15 protein-coding genes and 2 tRNA genes are annotated in these 17201 nt (G+C 46.8%); 1 reads left to right on the top strand and 16 read right to left on the bottom strand.

The window, feature by feature from the left end; all coding sequences use genetic code 11:
• Window positions 1–38 precede the first annotated feature (38 nt).
• The 13 genes from truB to rlmE form a co-directional block, all read right to left on the bottom strand.
• Complete coding sequence (truB, locus tag DYH48_RS03680) at window positions 39–1004, bottom strand: tRNA pseudouridine(55) synthase TruB (protein WP_011847515.1); 966 nt, start codon at window positions 1002–1004, stop codon at window positions 39–41.
• The gene (rbfA, locus tag DYH48_RS03675) at window positions 1004–1462 is read right to left on the bottom strand and encodes a 30S ribosome-binding factor RbfA (RefSeq protein WP_014620813.1); all 459 of its coding nucleotides are present in this window, start codon (window positions 1460–1462) and stop codon (window positions 1004–1006) included. Before rbfA ends, truB begins: the two co-directional genes overlap by 1 nt.
• 57 nt (window positions 1463–1519) lie before the next feature.
• Window positions 1520–4162 carry a translation initiation factor IF-2 gene (infB, locus tag DYH48_RS03670; RefSeq protein WP_006082716.1) on the bottom strand — a complete coding sequence of 881 codons (2643 nt, stop codon included), beginning with the start codon at window positions 4160–4162 and terminating at the stop codon, window positions 1520–1522.
• A gap of 25 nt (window positions 4163–4187) precedes the next feature.
• Entirely contained in the window at window positions 4188–5687 is a 1500-nt protein-coding gene (gene nusA / locus DYH48_RS03665; protein ID WP_006082717.1) for a transcription termination factor NusA, read from the bottom strand.
• Window positions 5688–5716: 29 nt separating this feature from the next.
• Window positions 5717–6172: a ribosome maturation factor RimP gene (gene rimP, locus DYH48_RS03660; protein ID WP_006082718.1), complete on the bottom strand. Its 456-nt coding sequence runs from the start codon at window positions 6170–6172 to the stop codon at window positions 5717–5719.
• A 173-nt stretch (window positions 6173–6345) separates the two neighbouring features.
• Window positions 6346–6422: transfer RNA gene (locus DYH48_RS03655), tRNA-Met, on the bottom strand.
• 82 nt (window positions 6423–6504) lie between these two features.
• Window positions 6505–6591 (bottom strand) — tRNA-Leu (locus DYH48_RS03650).
• Window positions 6592–6602: 11 nt separating this feature from the next.
• On the bottom strand, window positions 6603–6938 hold the full coding sequence (secG, locus tag DYH48_RS03645) for a preprotein translocase subunit SecG (RefSeq protein ID WP_006082719.1): 336 nt from the start codon (window positions 6936–6938) through the stop codon (window positions 6603–6605).
• A 1-nt stretch (window position 6939) separates the two neighbouring features.
• Window positions 6940–7722, bottom strand: coding sequence for a triose-phosphate isomerase (gene tpiA, locus DYH48_RS03640; RefSeq protein WP_006082720.1), 783 nt, complete (start codon window positions 7720–7722; stop codon window positions 6940–6942).
• 194 nt (window positions 7723–7916) lie between these two features.
• A complete protein-coding gene (gene glmM / locus DYH48_RS03635) occupies window positions 7917–9254 on the bottom strand; it encodes a phosphoglucosamine mutase (RefSeq protein WP_011847518.1) in 1338 nt (445 codons plus the stop codon).
• An 80-nt stretch (window positions 9255–9334) separates the two neighbouring features.
• Window positions 9335–10168, bottom strand: coding sequence for a dihydropteroate synthase (folP, locus tag DYH48_RS03630; RefSeq protein ID WP_115334075.1), 834 nt, complete (start codon window positions 10166–10168; stop codon window positions 9335–9337).
• Between the two features lie 210 nt (window positions 10169–10378).
• Window positions 10379–12352 carry an ATP-dependent zinc metalloprotease FtsH gene (gene ftsH, locus DYH48_RS03625; protein ID WP_172481146.1) on the bottom strand — a complete coding sequence of 658 codons (1974 nt, stop codon included), beginning with the start codon at window positions 12350–12352 and terminating at the stop codon, window positions 10379–10381.
• Window positions 12353–12381: 29 nt separating this feature from the next.
• Window positions 12382–13011 (bottom strand): 23S rRNA (uridine(2552)-2'-O)-methyltransferase RlmE, encoded by a 630-nt coding sequence (gene rlmE / locus DYH48_RS03620; protein WP_006082724.1) that lies wholly within the window; start codon window positions 13009–13011, stop codon window positions 12382–12384.
• Between the two features lie 90 nt (window positions 13012–13101).
• Between rlmE and yhbY the strand changes: the two genes are divergently transcribed.
• The gene (gene yhbY / locus DYH48_RS03615; RefSeq protein WP_006082725.1) at window positions 13102–13401 is read left to right on the top strand and encodes a ribosome assembly RNA-binding protein YhbY; all 300 of its coding nucleotides are present in this window, start codon (window positions 13102–13104) and stop codon (window positions 13399–13401) included.
• A gap of 83 nt (window positions 13402–13484) precedes the next feature.
• Here the strand turns inward: yhbY and secF are convergent, their stop codons facing one another.
• From secF to DYH48_RS03600, 3 genes are all read right to left on the bottom strand, one after another.
• On the bottom strand, window positions 13485–14387 hold the full coding sequence (secF, locus tag DYH48_RS03610) for a protein translocase subunit SecF (RefSeq protein ID WP_006082726.1): 903 nt from the start codon (window positions 14385–14387) through the stop codon (window positions 13485–13487).
• 2 nt (window positions 14388–14389) lie between these two features.
• Window positions 14390–16204: a protein translocase subunit SecD gene (gene secD / locus DYH48_RS03605; protein WP_115334074.1), complete on the bottom strand. Its 1815-nt coding sequence runs from the start codon at window positions 16202–16204 to the stop codon at window positions 14390–14392.
• Between the two features lie 227 nt (window positions 16205–16431).
• Entirely contained in the window at window positions 16432–17070 is a 639-nt protein-coding gene (locus tag DYH48_RS03600; RefSeq protein WP_172481237.1) for a hypothetical protein, read from the bottom strand.
• Window positions 17071–17201 lie beyond the last annotated feature (131 nt).

Here is a 17201-nt window from a genome sequence, read left to right as displayed (position 1 = left end):
CCATGAACTAAGTAATTAATTTGTTCATGGATAGCGGGCTAATCAGTTTCTGCAGGCTCGTCATGGATCACTATGAGTCGTTTCGGCGCGAGTAGGCCGTCTTCGTTCATAGTGCCAATCCCCACAAATCGGCGAATGTCACCTAAAGTGATACGCACCAGTTCATCGGTTTTCAAGCCTGCATTAACAGGGACCCGAACAGCCTGACCTTGCATTAAGTAAGGGGCGATTGCATCTGGCACATTCACCTCAGGGAAATCGGCCACAGCCGTATCCATAGGTAATAACAGCGGATCAAGAAGTATACTCGGATCTATCTGTTGTTCATGTGCTTGAGCAACAAGCGCTTCAAGTTGTTCTAAGGACACCATTCTTGCATAGGGATATTGTGCAACTTGAGTGCGACGCAACATGATGACATGGGCGCCACAACCGAGCATTTCACCGAGGTCGTCTATGATAGTGCGGATATAAGTGCCCTTAGAACAATGAATGTCTAAGGTCAGCTCATCGCCTTCAAGACCGATGAAATTAAGCTCAAATACCGTAATAGGGCGAGATTCGCGCGGCACTTCAATGCCTTCACGGGCATATTTATACAGGGGCTGGCCCTGATATTTAAGCGCGGAATACATAGAAGGCACTTGCTGAGTCTCACCACGGAAGAAATCAAGCGCGGTTAATAACTGCGCCTCAGTAAAATCAATGGCGCGGGTTTGCACCACTTCGCCATCGGAATCACTGGTATCCGTTCGCTCGCCCAGCTTTGCGGTGACTAAATAACGTTTATCGGCATCTAACAGATGCTGGGAAAACTTAGTCCCTTCGCCTAAGCACACAGGTAACATACCTGTCGCTAACGGATCGAGTGCGCCCGTATGCCCTGCTTTGTTCGCATTAAAAAAGCGCTTTACCCTTTGCAATGCAAAGTTAGAACTCATGCCCGTGGATTTATCCAGCAGCACTATCCCATCGATAAAACGACCTTTTGGACGACGAGCCATTAATCTTTACCTTCCGTTTCATCTGCATCATCGGCAACATCATCACCTAAGACTTCATCTTCAACCGATGCGTCTTCGCTGCCAAATTGCTGCTGCTTCGCTTTGTCTTGGTTGATCACTTGGCTAACTAAGTTAGACATGCGCATACCTTCAACGAGCGAGCTATCATAGATAAAACGCAGTTCAGGCATCACACGCAGCTTCATACGGCCCGCCACTAAAGTGCGGATATAAGGAGCGGCGCTGATCAAAGCGTTTAGCTTTTCTTGAACAACGGCTTTATCTTCCTCAAAAAAAGTCACGAAGACTTTGGCATAGCTAAGGTCGCGTGAGACATCGACGTCATTCACGGTTACAAAGCCAATACGAGGATCTTTCATGTCGCGCTGTAGCACTTGAGCAAGTTCTTGCTGAAGCTGCTGAGCGATTCGACGAGTACGACTGAATTCTTTTGCCATAATATTTCTTACCATAGCTTAAATTGATAAGGGCGGCTAAAGCCGCCCTTATTATCGTTACAGAGTACGAGCAATCTCGACGGTTTCGAATACTTCGATTTGGTCGCCTACGCGAACATCGTTGTAGTTCTTAACGCCAATACCACATTCCATACCATTGCGAACTTCAGCAACGTCGTCTTTAAAGCGACGTAGCGATTCAAGTTCACCTTCGTAGATAACAACGTTATCACGTAGTACGCGAATTGGTGCGCTACGCTTGATGGTACCTTCGGTAACCATACAGCCAGCAATTGCACCCAGCTTAGGTGATTTGAACACGTCACGAACTTCAGCCAGACCGATAATTTGTTGTTTGAATTCAGGAGACAGCATACCTGTCATCGCTGCACGAACTTCATCAATCAAATTATAGATAACGCTGTAGTAACGTAAATCAACACTTTCGCTGTCGATTGTCTTACGCGCTTGTGCATCGGCACGCACGTTAAAGCCAACCAGGATAGCGTTAGACGCTGCCGCTAAGGTTGCATCCGTTTCAGTAAGAGCACCCACACCGCGAGCGATGATGTTCACTTTCACTTCGTCGGTAGACAGACCGGTTAACGAGTCAGTAATCGCTTCGAGTGAACCTTGTACGTCTGCTTTAAGAACAATGTTCAGTTCTTTCACTTCGCCTTCAGTCATGTTCGCGAACATGTTTTCTAGCTTAGATTTTTGCTGACGTGCCAGTTTCACATCACGGAATTTGCCTTGACGATACAGGGCAACTTCACGCGCTTTACGCTCATCACGTACTACTGTTGCTTCATCACCTGCAGACGGAACGCCTGACAGACCTAGAATTTCAACAGGAATAGATGGACCCGCTTCAGTGATTGAACGACCGTTTTCGTCTTTCATTGCACGGATTTTACCGTACTCAAGACCACACAGAACGATATCACCTTGGCGTAGCGTACCTTCTTGAACCAAAATCGTAGCAACTGGGCCGCGACCTTTGTCCAATTGTGATTCAATGACCACACCGGCAGCCATACCATCACGTACCGCTTTCAGTTCGAGAACTTCAGCCTGCAGTAAGATACCTTCTAACAGTTCGTCAACGCCTTCACCTGTCTTAGCTGAAACGAAGGCAAACATGTTGTCTCCACCCCAATCTTCAGACATAACACCGTGTTGTGACAATTCGCTCTTAACGCGATCGATATCCGCTTCCGGCTTATCCATCTTGTTCACAGCCACGATTAATGGCACGTTACCGGCTTTAGCATGTTGAATTGCTTCGATAGTTTGCGGCATTACACCGTCATCGGCAGCAACAACTAACACAACGATATCCGTTGCCTTGGCACCACGGGCACGCATTGCGGTAAACGCGGCGTGACCAGGAGTATCAAGGAAAGTGATCATGCCGTTTTCAGTTTCAACATGGTATGCACCGATATGCTGAGTAATACCACCGGCTTCGCCAGCAGCCACTTTAGCGCGGCGAATATAGTCGAGTAATGACGTCTTACCGTGGTCAACGTGACCCATGATAGTCACAACAGGAGCACGAGACTCTTGCTTGATGCCATCTTCATCGTCACGATCTTTAAGCACTTGGTGCTCAAGTTCGTTTTCACGGATAAGCACAACTTTGTGGCCCATTTCTTCGGCAACCATTTGGGCAGTCTCTTGATCCAACACTTGGTTGATCGTGACCATAGAACCCATTTTCATCATCTGTTTGATGATTTCAGTCGCTTTAACTGCCATTAAATGCGCAAGTTCAGAAACAGTAACAGTTTCACCGATACGCACATCACGGCTTACCGCTGCAACTGGCTTGTTGAAGCCGTGCGCCATAGACTCAGGTGCTGTGCTGCGGTTACGCATGTGTTTTTCACGGCCGTCACGGGCATCTTTGCCGCCACGTTTTTTGGCGTTGCTCTTGTTACGAGCACGACGTCCGCGTTTTTCTTCATCCAGATCAGAAGTATCTTCAGCAGCACGTGCCACTTTAGAAGTCGTGATGTGGTGATCACCGTTTTTCTCGGCTTCTAGACGTTGGCGCTCTTCTTCGGCCCAACGCTTAGAATGTTCTTCAGCCAATAGACGAGCAGTTTCTGCCGCTTTAGCCGCTTCTTCGTCTTGCTTACGTTTTGTCGCCGCTTCTTGTGCTGCTTTTAAACGTTCAGCTTCTAGACGAGCCGCTTCTGCTTCAGGTGACATATCTTTAACCACTTTTACTTCGGCTGCTGCTTTGGCTTTCGCCTTGGCTTCTGCATCCGCTTTTGCTTTCGCATCTGCTTCAGCTTTCGCTTTTACTGCCGCAGCAGCTTCTGCTTCGGCCTTTGCTTTTGCCAAAGCTTCTGCTTCGACTTTCGCTTCTTCTTCAGCCTTCAGAGTAGCCTCATTAGCATCACGCTTGACGAAAGTTCGTGTTTTACGAACTTCAACTTTAACATCTTTAGATTGACCACCATTACCGGCCACACTCAGGGTCGATACGGTTTTACGCTGCAGCGTCATTTTCGTTGGCGCATTTTCGCCACCGTGCTGCTTTTTCAGATAATCCAGTAACTGCTGCTTTTCAGCTTCAGTCACGTTATCAGCTTGGCCTTTCTTAATTCCAGCCTGAGAGAATTGCTCAATCAGACGTTCAACACTTTTACCCACTTCCGTGGCCAATTTCTCTACGGTAGTATCTGCCATCAGTTAAATCCCCCTGTTGATCGACTTATGCTTCTTCGCCAAACCAACAGATATTGCGGGCTGCCATGATGAGCTCACCTGCTTTTTCTTCTGTCAATTCTTCAATTTCGATCAAATCATCAATGCCTTGTTCAGCCAAGTCTTCTAGAGTCACAATACCTTTGCTAGCGAAAACATAGGCTAAGTGTCTGTCAACACCTTCAAGTGCTAGTAACTCTTCACTTGGCTCCACACCATCCAGTGCTTCTTCAGTAGCGAGAGCTCGAGTTGAGATCGCCGCTTTTGCACGTTCACGTAAGGCTTCAACGAGATCTTCGTCAAAACCGTCAATCGCCAATAGTTCAGACACAGGTACATAGGCAACTTCTTCGAGCGACGTAAAGCCCTCGTCCGCCAGTACTTGTGCAAAATCTTCATCGACATCCAGTGAGTTAACGAATAATTCAACCACCTTGGCACTTTCTGCCTGGTGTTTCTTATTCATATCTTCCACTGTCATAACGTTCAGAACCCAACCTGTCAGTTGTGTCGCTAAACGTACGTTCTGGCCATTACGTCCAATGGCTTGTGCCAAACTATCGGCTTCAACGGCGATATCCATAGAATGGTTATCTTCGTCAACTATGATAGAGGCAACATCGGCTGGCGCCATGGCATTGATCACGTATTGTGCTGGATTATCATCCCACAACACGATATCAACACGTTCGCCACCCAGTTCATTCGACACGGCTTGTACACGTGCACCACGCATACCCACACACGCACCGATTGGATCGATACGACGGTCATTCGACTTAACGGCGATTTTAGCGCGCGCGCCTGGATCACGAGCTGCGCCCATGATTTCAATCAGTTCGTCAGCAATTTCAGGTACTTCAACACGGAAAAGCTCGATCAGCATTTCAGGTTTAGTACGGCTTAAGAATAACTGCGCGCCGCGAGCTTCTGGACGTACTGAGTACAATAATGCACGTACGCGGTCTCCTGGACGGAAAGATTCACGTGAAATTAAATCTTCACGGAACAACACGCCGTCAGCGTTATTACCTAAGTCAACCACTACGCTTTCGCGAGTTGCTTTTTTGACTATACCAGTGATTAACTCACCTTCTTGATCTTGGAACTGTTCAACCACTTGAGCACGTTCAGCTTCACGTACTTTCTGTACGATCACTTGCTTAGCAGTTTGAGTGGTAATACGGTCAAACACCACTGACTCGATATCGTCTTCGATAAACTCGCCAGGTTGGATGTCTGGATTTTCGTATCGTGCCGCTTCTAACGTGATTTCGCGGTAAGGATTTTCTAACGCTTCACCGTGATCATCAACCACCATCCAACGACGGAAAGTATCATAACCACCGGTTTTACGGTCGATAGCAACACGAACGTCAATATCACCTTCGTATTTTTTCTTGGTTGCTGTGGCCAGAGCAATCTCTAGCGCTTCAAAAATTTTCTCGCGTGGAACGGCCTTTTCATTTGAAACCGCCTCAGCGACTAGCAGAATCTCTTTATTCATCTCGTCTTGCCTCGTTCACCTTGAAACCATCAAAACTTAGCGATTAAGTTGCCTTTACGGATATTATCCAATGCGACAACTAACTCTTTACCATTCACTTTCAGTGAGAGCATTTGCCCGTCGACCGCAGTGATGGCGCCTTTTAAATTACGACTGCCGTCAACCGGCATAGTCAATTGAAGCTTTACATCCTCGCCCACATAGCCCGCATACTGCTCAGCAGTAAATAAGGGTCTATCAACGCCTGGCGAAGAAACCTCTAGGGTATATTCTGTAGAAATAGGATCTTCAACATCGAGTACAGCACTGACTTGGCGACTTGCATTGGCACAATCTTCAATATTGATACCATTCTCACCATCAATGAACACTCGCAGTGTGGAATGCTTACCCGCTTGAACATATTCAATGCCCCATAGCTGAAAGCCTAATGCTTCCACAGGTACTTTGAGCATTTCTGCCAGTCTGAATTCTAACGTTGCCAAGATTGACCCCCGAAAAAACAAAAAAGGGCTTAATAGCCCTAGTACAACGCCACATACGAAGCATGCGACAAATTTAAAAGTCCCAGATAACAAAAAACCCCGTAATCACGAGGTCATTAATTTCAAGAACCTGTAAACCATAACGAATTCAAACACTATTCGTTACTAGGAGCTGGTTGCGGGGGCCGGATTTGAACCGACGACCTTCGGGTTATGAGCCCGACGAGCTACCATGCTGCTCCACCCCGCGTCAACTGTGTGCAAGTATATTGACTATCGTCATTTCTTGCAATAACTAAGAGAGAACTTATCTCGTCTATCTTAGTTATATTTGGTGCCGAGAGCGGGACTTGAACCCGCACGACCGTTAGGTCACAGCCACCTCAAGGCTGCGCGTCTACCAATTTCGCCACCTCGGCGACACCTTTTACTAGTCAGGAATTTTCGTTTCTGACTTTTGGGTTCCTTGCTCAACAGGTTGTGTGACCTGTTCAGTGTCTGAACCTAAATTTTTCCATGAATCTTCATTTTTTGCGTGGTTTGCACTTAAGTTGCCAATTAGCAGACTCAAAGTAAAAAACGCAATGGCAAGAATTGCCGTAGTGCGTGTCAGGAAGTTACCTGAACCGCTTGAACCAAACAGAGTACCTGATGCACCGGCGCCAAAAGAGGCCCCCATGTCAGCTCCCTTACCTTGCTGAATTAATACTAGGCCGATCAGACCTAATGCAACCAACAAGTAAATAACTACTAGAACTTCATACATATTATGCGCTCATCGCTATGGTACACAGACTTAAAAACTCGCTAGAGTTTAAGCTAGCACCGCCAATCAGTCCACCATCAACATCAGGTTGGGCAAATAAATCTGCAGCATTACTCGGTGTTACACTACCACCGTAGAGAATCCTGATATTTTCTCCGATAAACGGAGACACTTCAGAGAGGCGTTTGCGAATAAACGCATGAACTTCTTGTGCCTGCTCTGGTGTAGCGCTTTTACCTGTCCCTACAGCCCAAAGTGGCTCGTAGGCGATAATGGCGTTATCAAAAGCCATAGTGCCATTTTTCTGGATCACTATATCCAACTCTTCCGCAATCACCTCAAAGGTGCGTCTTGCTTCACGTGCTGGACCTGACTCACCCACACATAAAATGGGAGTTAAGCCATGCTTTTGTGCAGCGGCGAATTTCTCCGCTACGATATTACTCGTCTCTCCGTACATACGGCGACGTTCTGAATGCCCGATAATCACATATCGACATCCTGAATCTTTGAGCATCTGACCTGAAACTTCTCCGGTATAAGCGCCAAAGTCATGTTGACTCAGGTTTTGTGCGCCCATCCTAACAAGTGAACCGTCTAACGCTTCCTTGTTTGCTTCTAGCAGTTGCCTAACGCTCTCTAGATAGATAGAAGGCGGGCATAAAACCACTTCAGCTGAATCATTTTGGAGCTTAGAGGCAAATTTTTTGAACAACTCTTGGGCTAATGCCGCACTGCCGTTCATCTTCCAATTGCCAGCTACCATAGGACGTCTGAGTGCCATCACTGTCTCCTCTGAAAGCGGCGTGAATAATAGCGAACCACTTATTAAGTTACAATAGCTAAATTCGAATTTTTTCAGATATCAGGTTGGAATGCTTATTTTTTACACGTCAAAGCTAATTTCTGTTCATTTGTGCAGCTAACACCTTAATTTTAAATTGGTATCAGCCGCACTCATTACAAAATAGGCAAATATTAGCTTGCCGATTTTACGGCATCCGCAATCAAATTTGCGTGCGCCAATACTGCACTATGATCGTCACCTTCTACCATGACACGGATCAAAGGTTCTGTACCTGACTTACGTAATAGTACTCGACCACGTACGCCAAGCTCAGATTCAACCTGTGCCTGCGCCGCTTTTACTTTATCTGACTTAAGTGGGTCATGCTCGCCCTCAAAGCGCACATTGACTAACACCTGTGGCAACATTTCCATCGCAGAAGTCAGTTCTTCTAGTGTAGCATTTTGGCGACGCATGGCCGCTAACACTAAAATCCCCGCGACAATACCATCACCGGTTGTGCCGTGGTCAAGATTAAGGATATGCCCTGAATTCTCGCCACCAATGCGCCAATCGAGCTCTTTCAGTAATTCCATCACATAGCGGTCGCCCACTTTTGAACGTGCAAAAGGAATATCTAATGCTTGCAAGGCTAAATCAAGCCCAAGGTTCGACATCAAGGTGCCAACCACACCGCCGCGCAATACGCCGCGGGATTTCGCATCACAGGCAAGAATATATAAAATCTGATCGCCGTCGATGACTTCGCCTTTGCTGTTAACCATCATAATGCGGTCGCCATCGCCGTCGAGCGCGATACCTAAATCGGCACTTTCGGCAATAACTGTTTCGCAAATCTTACCCATGGACGTTGCGCCCACTTTATCATTAATGTTCATCCCGTTAGGCTTATCACCAATGGCAATCACCTCGGCGCCTAACTCACGGAACACAGCTGGTGCTATGTGATAAGTTGCGCCATGGGCACAATCGACCACAATTTTTAGCCCAGTTAACGTGTGTTCTGCAGGGAAGTTACCTTTGCAATACTCGATATAACGACCACGGGCATCTTCAATACGCGACACTTTGCCAAGCAGATGCGATTCAACGCAAACGAGGGGCTTTTCAAGCTCAGCTTCGATTTCTAGCTCTAAGTTATCGTCTAACTTACTGCCGTCGGTCGAGAAAAATTTAATGCCGTTATCGTAATAAGGATTGTGTGATGCGCTGATCACCACCCCAGCTTCGGCGCGAAACGTACGCGTCAAATAAGCCACTGCGGGCGTGGGCATAGGCCCCATTAACATCACATTAAGACCTGCGGCAGAAAGACCCGCTTCTAATGCCGACTCAAACATATAACCCGAAATACGGGTATCTTTACCTATGATCACCTTTTTGGTACCGCTGCGGGATAATACGCGACCCGCTGCCCAACCTAATTTTAACGCAAGCTCAGGCGTCATTTGACCTGAACCGACCTTTCCCCGAATACCGTCAGTTCCAAAAAATTTACGTTCTTTCATATCGCCCCACAAACTCAAATGTGTCCCAATGATTTGGGATCATAATATTAATTAAATGCTTAACGAGAGCATAACGATGCTTAAAAATACGCTTGTGTCGCTTGTAACACTTTGAGCATATCCACAGTTTCAGCAACATCATGTACGCGAATGATATGAGCTCCCTTTTGGGCCGCTATCATAGCGCCAGCAAGGCTCCCAGCAAGACGTTCTGAGGTCGGTTTTGCTAAGAGGTTCCCTATCATGCTCTTACGAGACAATCCTATCAATACGGGTAAATCAAACTTGGTAAAAGCGTCGAGCTTTGCCAGTAATTCATAGTTATGTTCTAAGCTTTTACCAAAGCCAAATCCTGGATCGAGTATGAGTAATTCACGGGGGATCCCAACTTGTAAGCAAGCGTCAATCCGCTCGGTTAAAAAGCCAGAAACTTCTTCAATAACATCATAATACGTCGGCGAAGACTGCATGTTCTTCGGCTCACCCTGCATATGCATTAAACATATCGGGACGTGCAACTCTGCGGCAGCTTCGAGCGCACCGGGTTCCATCAAAGCACGCACATCATTAATCAGGTGTGCACCCGCTGCGACAGCTTGACGCATCACTTCAGCTTTACTGGTATCAACCGAAATCCACACATCATGGTGCGTCGCCACATATTTTACTAACGGGATCACCCGCGCAAGTTCATCGGCTAGGCTCACCTCGGCGGCGCCGGGCCTTGTCGACTCTCCACCAATATCAATCATTCCCGCGCCTTGAGCTACCATGTCATCGGCATGCTGACAGGCAAGTTCATAGGAAGAATATTGACCACCGTCGGAAAAGGAATCGGGAGTGACATTCAGAATGCCCATCACTATGGGCGAAGATAACGCGAGGCGTTTAGTGCCAGCAATCAGTTCAAACACGCATTTACTCCAGTAATACGAACACTTACGATTTTACCTATAGGCATAACTTGCGTCATTAGTTTTAGCCTTCACTTTCTATCTGAGGCGACTGATGTCAGAGGCGAAATATCAGTAATGGCAAAGTGGATAAATGACAGCGCAGTCAAATTGCTAACAAGATAAAACAAGAAAACCCCTTTACGGGGTTTTCTTTTATTTCACAACAAATTACTTAGCAGGTGATTCATCTGGCTCTTTCAAGTCTGGTTCAGCAGACGTTGTAGTCACAGTATCTTCAGCTTTTTCAGCTGGCTCACCATGACCGCTGCCTTTGTCGTTAGAACCATGGTCATCCACTTGCCAATCGGCGGGTTGACGCACTTCGCGACGCTTCATTAAATCGTCAATTTGAAGTGAATCAATGGTTTCATACTTCATTAGAGCTTCTTTCATCGAGTGCAGAATATCGAGGTTATCGGTCAATATCTGTCTCGCTCTCGCGTAGTTCTTGTCGATAAAGACTTTCACTTCAGCGTCGATGATAGTTGCAGTTTCATCGGACATGGCTTTGGCTTTACCCATACTGCGACCTAAGAACACTTCACCGTCTTCTTCGGCATACAGTAATGGACCTAGCTTGTCCGAGAAGCCCCACTGAGTCACCATGTTACGTGCAATAGAGGTCGCGTATTTGATGTCCTGTGATGCACCAGTCGACACTTTTTCAGTACCGTAGATAAGCTCTTCTGCTAAACGACCACCGTATGCGACTGAAATTTGGCTTTCTAACTTACGACGGCTCTGACTCACTGAGTCAGCTTCGGGTAAGAAGAAAGTGACACCCAGCGCACGGCCGCGAGGAATGATAGTGACCTTGTGCACAGGATCGTGCTCTGGTACTAAACAACCCACAATCGCATGGCCAGCTTCGTGGTATGCCGTCATTTCTTTTTCAGCTTCAGACATCACCATAGAACGGCGCTCAGCACCCATCATGATTTTATCTTTAGCACGTTCAAATTCTTCCATGCCCACAACTCTGCGATTTCCACGAGCCGCAAACAGGGCCGCTTCGTTCACTAAGTTAGCTAAGTCAGCACCCGAGAAACCTGGGGTACCACGGGCAATGACACTCGCCTTCACATCTTCAGAAAGCGGCACTTTACGCATATGCACTTTCAAAATCTGCTCACGACCACGCACGTCTGGTAAGCCAACGACCACTTGACGGTCAAAACGACCTGGACGCAGCAGTGCAGAATCGAGTACGTCTGGACGGTTAGTTGCCGCGATAACGATAACGCCTTCATTACCTTCGAAGCCGTCCATCTCAACCAGCATTTGGTTCAGTGTTTGCTCACGTTCATCATGACCACCACCTAAACCCGCGCCGCGTTGACGACCGACCGCATCGATTTCATCGATAAAGATAATACAAGGTGCAGACTTTTTCGCTTGTTCGAACATGTCACGCACACGGGATGCACCAACACCAACGAACATTTCAACGAAATCAGAACCCGATATAGTGAAGAAAGGTACTTTAGATTCACCCGCAATGGCTTTCGCCAGCAAGGTTTTACCTGTACCAGGAGGACCCACCATCAGCACGCCCGTTGGAATACGACCGCCCAATTTTTGGAATTTAGTTGGGTCACGCAGATAATCAACTAACTCTTTCACTTCTTCTTTTGCTTCGTCACAACCAGCAACATCGGCAAACGTCGTTTTAATCTGATCTTCGCTCATCAGCTTGGCTTTGCTCTTACCAAAGGACATCGCGCCTTTGCCACCGCCGCCTTGCATCTGGCGCATGAAGAAAATCCATACCCCGATAAGCAATAACATAGGGAACCAAGAGATGAAGATTTGGGTTAGGAACCCAGATTCTTCGGCTTCTTGGCCCTTCATGGTGATGCCCTTACGATCAAGATCATTAATTAAATCTTGGTCATATAACGGCATGATAGTTGTGAACTTTTCACCCGTTCGCTTAGCACCTTCAATAGTACGTTGGTCGCTTTTAACTTCAACAGTTGCGACCTGCCCATCACGGACATTATCTAAGAAGGTAGAATAATCCATCTTCTGCGATGACGAAGAAGAGGGGGAGTAACCCTGAAACACTGACATCAGCACAACGGCGATGACAACCCAGAGTATTAGATTTTTTGCCATGTCACTCAAATTACTAGACCTCATTAAGTCTTGCGATTATTAACGCTAGGTTACTACAACTTGTACCCAGTCGCCACAAGATAGACTTCGCGGGAACGCGCCCGTGAAGAGTCTGGTTTACGTGTTTTAACGACTTTAAACACTGCTTTTACCGCTTTCATGTATTCGTCAAAGCCCTCCCCCTGAAAGACTTTTACCGCAAAACAGCCATTAGGAGCCAATACTTGATGGCACATATCTAACGCCAACTCCACTAAATACATGGCACGGGGTTGATCAACACTATCTGAACCACTCATGTTGGGCGCCATATCAGACAACACAACGTCAACCTTAGCATCACCGACGCGAGTAAGTAATGCTTGAAGGACTTTATCTTCACGAAAATCCCCTTGCAAAAAATCTACCCCGACGATGGGATCCATAGGCAAAATGTCACAGGCGATGACTTTACCTCTATCTCCCGCTAATTTAACTGCCACTTGAGACCAACCTCCCGGAGCAGCACCGAGATCAACCACAGTCATGCCCGGGCGAATCAGTTGATCCTTTTGCTGGATCTCCTCAAGCTTAAACGCAGCGCGAGATCGCAAGCCCATTTTTTGGGCGAGTTTGACATAGTGATCATCAAAGTGTTCTAGCATCCAGCGATTAGAACTGGCCGTACGTTTTATACCTGACATTTAAAATCCGCAACAATTGAGAGTTACACAAAGGCTATATAAGGGTAGAATAGCCGTTTTTCAACAGTAACTCAGCAAAAGTTGGTAGAAATGAACTTAACAACCAAACAAAAACAGCATTTAAAAGGTCTAGCGCATCCGCTAAAGCCAGTGGTGCTGCTTGGTGCCAATGGATTGACTGAAGGTGTACTCGCTGAAATTGAAAGCGCACTCGCTTATCATGAATTGATTAAAGTGAAAGTAGCCTCTGCCGACAGAGAGCTAAAAAATGCCATCGTTGATGCCATAGTACGTGAAACTCAATCCGCAAAAGTGCAACTTATTGGTCATATTCTGGTGATTTATCGTCAATCACCAGAAATGAAGATTGCTTTGCCAAAGGCAAAGTAATTTTTCTTGATTTTTATTGTGTTAACAAAAAGGCCACTCAATTGAGTGGCCTTTTTGTTTTTGCAACAAATTAGAATAAAACACTAAGGCGTATCAGAAATCACTTGTTCCTTATAATGCTCAGGCGTTAAACCTAATAACTCAGGCAATGAGGTGCCAACAGAAATCGATGAGAATGTCCCAGTTAAAATACCGATAAACATCGCAATCGAGAATCCTTCCAGCGGCCCCCCCCCCATGATCCACAGCGCACCGACCGTCATTAAGGTTGTCCCTGACGTCACCATAGTACGGGAGAATGTCGCCACAATCGCTTGGTTATTAATTTCTTGAATGGCAAGCTTTGGCTTAGCAATCAATAATTCACGGATACGGTCGGCAATGATAATCGAGTCATTTAACGAATAGCCTAAAATCGCCAGCACAGCCGCCAGTACCGTTAAATTAAACTCCATCTGCGTCAGAGCAAAAAACGCCAGTACAAACACAACGTCGTGTACCAGCGCAAACAAAGCACCCGATGCGAGTCGCCACTCGAAGCGATAACTTAAATAGCCTAAAATACACAGCATAGCGACTAACAGCGCTAACCCACCCTGCTCCGCCAGTTCTTGACCAATCTGCGGCCCAACAACGCTGCTGTTAAGGACTTGCACTTCAGAGTTAAGCGGCGCTAACGCCTGCTGAATATCGACATTGCTTTGCTCAGTATCAGCACTCTTTATATCACCATAGCGTAATACCCAACGGCCCGGCTCACTGGCCGAGATCACAGAGACTTCCTGCTGATAGGCAGCGTTAAGCAAAGGTTGTAACTCACTGCTGGTGATTTTTCTATCGAGCTGAACTTCAGTCACCACACCACCGGTAAAGTCTAATCCCCAGTTAAAACCCTTTACACCTATGATGGCTAATGACGTTATCATCAATAAAATTGAGATAGCACTGGAGACATAACGCCATTTTGTTAGATTGATATTTTTCATGGTTATACCCTCACATGACGACTAGCATCACGTCCGTAAACTAAGTTAATCAAGGCTCTTGAAGCAAAGATACCGGTAAACATGCTGGTCAACAGACCTAGACCTAAGGTCAAGGCGAAACCTTGAATGGGGCCATTACCGATGGAATACAGCACGACAGCCGTGATCATAGTGGTGAAGTTAGCGTCGAAAATGGTCGAAAACGCACTATCAAACCCCGTATCAATTGCCAGCGCAAAACTGCGACCTTCTTTTAACTTGTCTTTTATTCGCTCAAAAATCAGCACGTTGGTATCGACAGCCATACCCACGGTTAACACTAGGCCAGCAATACCGGGTAAGGTCAGCACAGCACCAGGGATAAGCGCCAGTAGGCCAAACAAGATCACCATGTTAGAGATCAGCGCGATATTCGCCACCCAACCGAGACGGCGATACCAAAGCGCCATAAACAACAAGGTAATGCCCATACCTAGACCGAGCGCAGCAAAACCGTTTTCAATGTTTTCAGCGCCTAACGTCGGGCCAATAGTGCGCTCTTCCACAATCGTCACTGGCGCCGTCATAGAACCCGCTCTTAGTAACAGGGCTAATTGCTGCGCTTCTTGATAGGTGCCAGCGCCAGTGATGCGGAAGCGGTCTCCAAGCTGGGATTGAATGGTCGCGACGCTGATAATCTCTTGAGTTTGCTTAGCCTTACCTTGTTCATCACGGCTGTATTCGCTGTAAGACGTCGCCATAGGTTTGCCAATATTGGTACGGGAAAACTCAGACATTTTCTGCCCGCCGACACGGTCGAGGTTAATGTTCACCTCGGCCATGCCCATCTCACCTAAACTCGCTCTGGCATCGACAATGTGATCGCCGCCCAGTACTGGCGTGCGGCCCACATAAATAGGCTTACCCGACTTGTCGTTAAGCACCATGGCATTCACAGAACCTGACTCTTTCACCTCAAAGAAAGCCAGACTCGCTGTAGCACCAATGACGTTTTTCGCGGCTGCAGGATCTTGCACGCCAGGCAACTCAATCCGAATTCGATGATCGCCTTGGCGCTGTACTAAGGCTTCTGTGATGCCAAGTTCTTCAATACGACTGCGCATAACTTGCAAGTTTTGCTGCACAGTCAAATTACGCAGTTTAGTTCGTTCCTCTTGACTCAACTTAATCTGTAAACCCGCGCCATCGGTATTGGATAATTGCCAATTTGGATAGGACTGTTTCATCATCTGACGCACGGCGGCGCGGGCGTCATTATCGGGCAGCGTCAGGTTTAACTGGTTAGTTTGATCCAAATAGACGCTGGCGCCACGGATCTTCTGCTCACGGATGAATTGGCGTAGCGAATCAACTAGCGCCTCACCCTGAGTTTGATACACAGGGTCAACATCCACATCGAGTAGAAACTGCACCCCACCACGTAAGTCGAGCCCTAGTTTAATCGGCTGAAAACCTAAGTTTTGCAACCAACTCGGCGCTGCACTGGCAAGGGATAAGGTCAACTCTTTTGGCTCTGTCACCATAGACGAAACCAAGGTTTTGACTAAGGTTTGTTGGTTATCCGCATCGAGGACAATCAGGGTTTCGCCATTCTTTTGGTCGATGCGTTTTACCGTCACGCCTTCAGCTTGCAGCTTATCTCTAAGGGCTACGGGCGTGAGTGTTAACCCAGCCTTAGCGCCCACTTGCACCGCGGCATCCTCACCATAAAATGTCGGCAAGGCACTGAATAACATCACAATGATGGTGACGATAAGAACTATATATTTCCAAGCTGAATAGTGATTTAGCAGCCGTTTATTGGGTTTTCTTTCCATGGGATTAACTCGCTATTTATCACCTAACTTTTAAATCAAAAGCTAAGCGAACATATTGATATCAGTCCGAAACCTATCATTGAGCACCAGCAAATCTAGCCAGTTACACTCAAGTCATCACAGCGAATGTAGCCGCGATAGAGATGGTTTCGGTGAGAACAAAAATGCAATGGCATGCAAGTTCAACGGGAGTGGACTCCTGTCGATAGCACACCTAAATAGGCGGGTTAAACGGCTTGTTGGCTAAATCGATATTGAAGATTTGAGACTTTCCAACCCGAAATTCGGGCGGGGGAAGATACAGCTGAAAGCGTCCAATCTGATGCGATATCCAGATCGGTCGGTTCAACGACATTGGGTGTCGGTTCAGCAGTAAAGTCTAACGCAAGTACATATACCGGCTTCACCTCACGCACATCGTGCTGGGCAAGACTGATAAAGCGCGGCGAATTTATTGGGGCAAAATTTAAGTCGTCCGAATGACTCACGTAATCTGAGCTTGGACAAGGTATTGGCTGGGATGCTGAGTCTGAATTGACACGATTGGCATCATGACTATGCAATGAGCCGCAACTTTCAACGGTTTGCGCATCAGACTGTACATTAGATTGGGCATTGAGCTGTGCATTGTCTTGGGTGATAGCGTCGGCATCGGACAAGCTTTGAGGCTCAGCGCTTAGCATTGCATGGTGAGTCGAGCTATCAAGTCTCACAGTGTTCATCTGAGCCGTTTGTTTCAAAGCCGTTTGCTTCAGAGCTGTGTGTTTCTGAACATAATGACGAGACGCGTCACTGCGTTGAACTGAGGTTTTTGGCGTATAGCTAGGCGAGTGCGCGATCAACATGATCGCCACGCAAGCTAACATCAATCCTGTACGCCAATGTTTTACCAAAGCGTGCCCTCTTATAAAACGAAAGATAAACCCAGACATACTTAGTTTTGCTACATAACTGTGGGTTTATAAAGTGAAACTCGCGCTTAATCATTTACACAATA

Origin of the sequence: Shewanella baltica, assembly GCF_900456975.1 — a bacterium.
In the GTDB taxonomy this organism is placed as follows: Bacteria; Pseudomonadota; Gammaproteobacteria; order Enterobacterales; family Shewanellaceae; genus Shewanella; species Shewanella baltica.
Note: the sequence above shows the minus strand (reverse complement) of the source record. Positions and strands in the feature narration are given on the sequence as shown.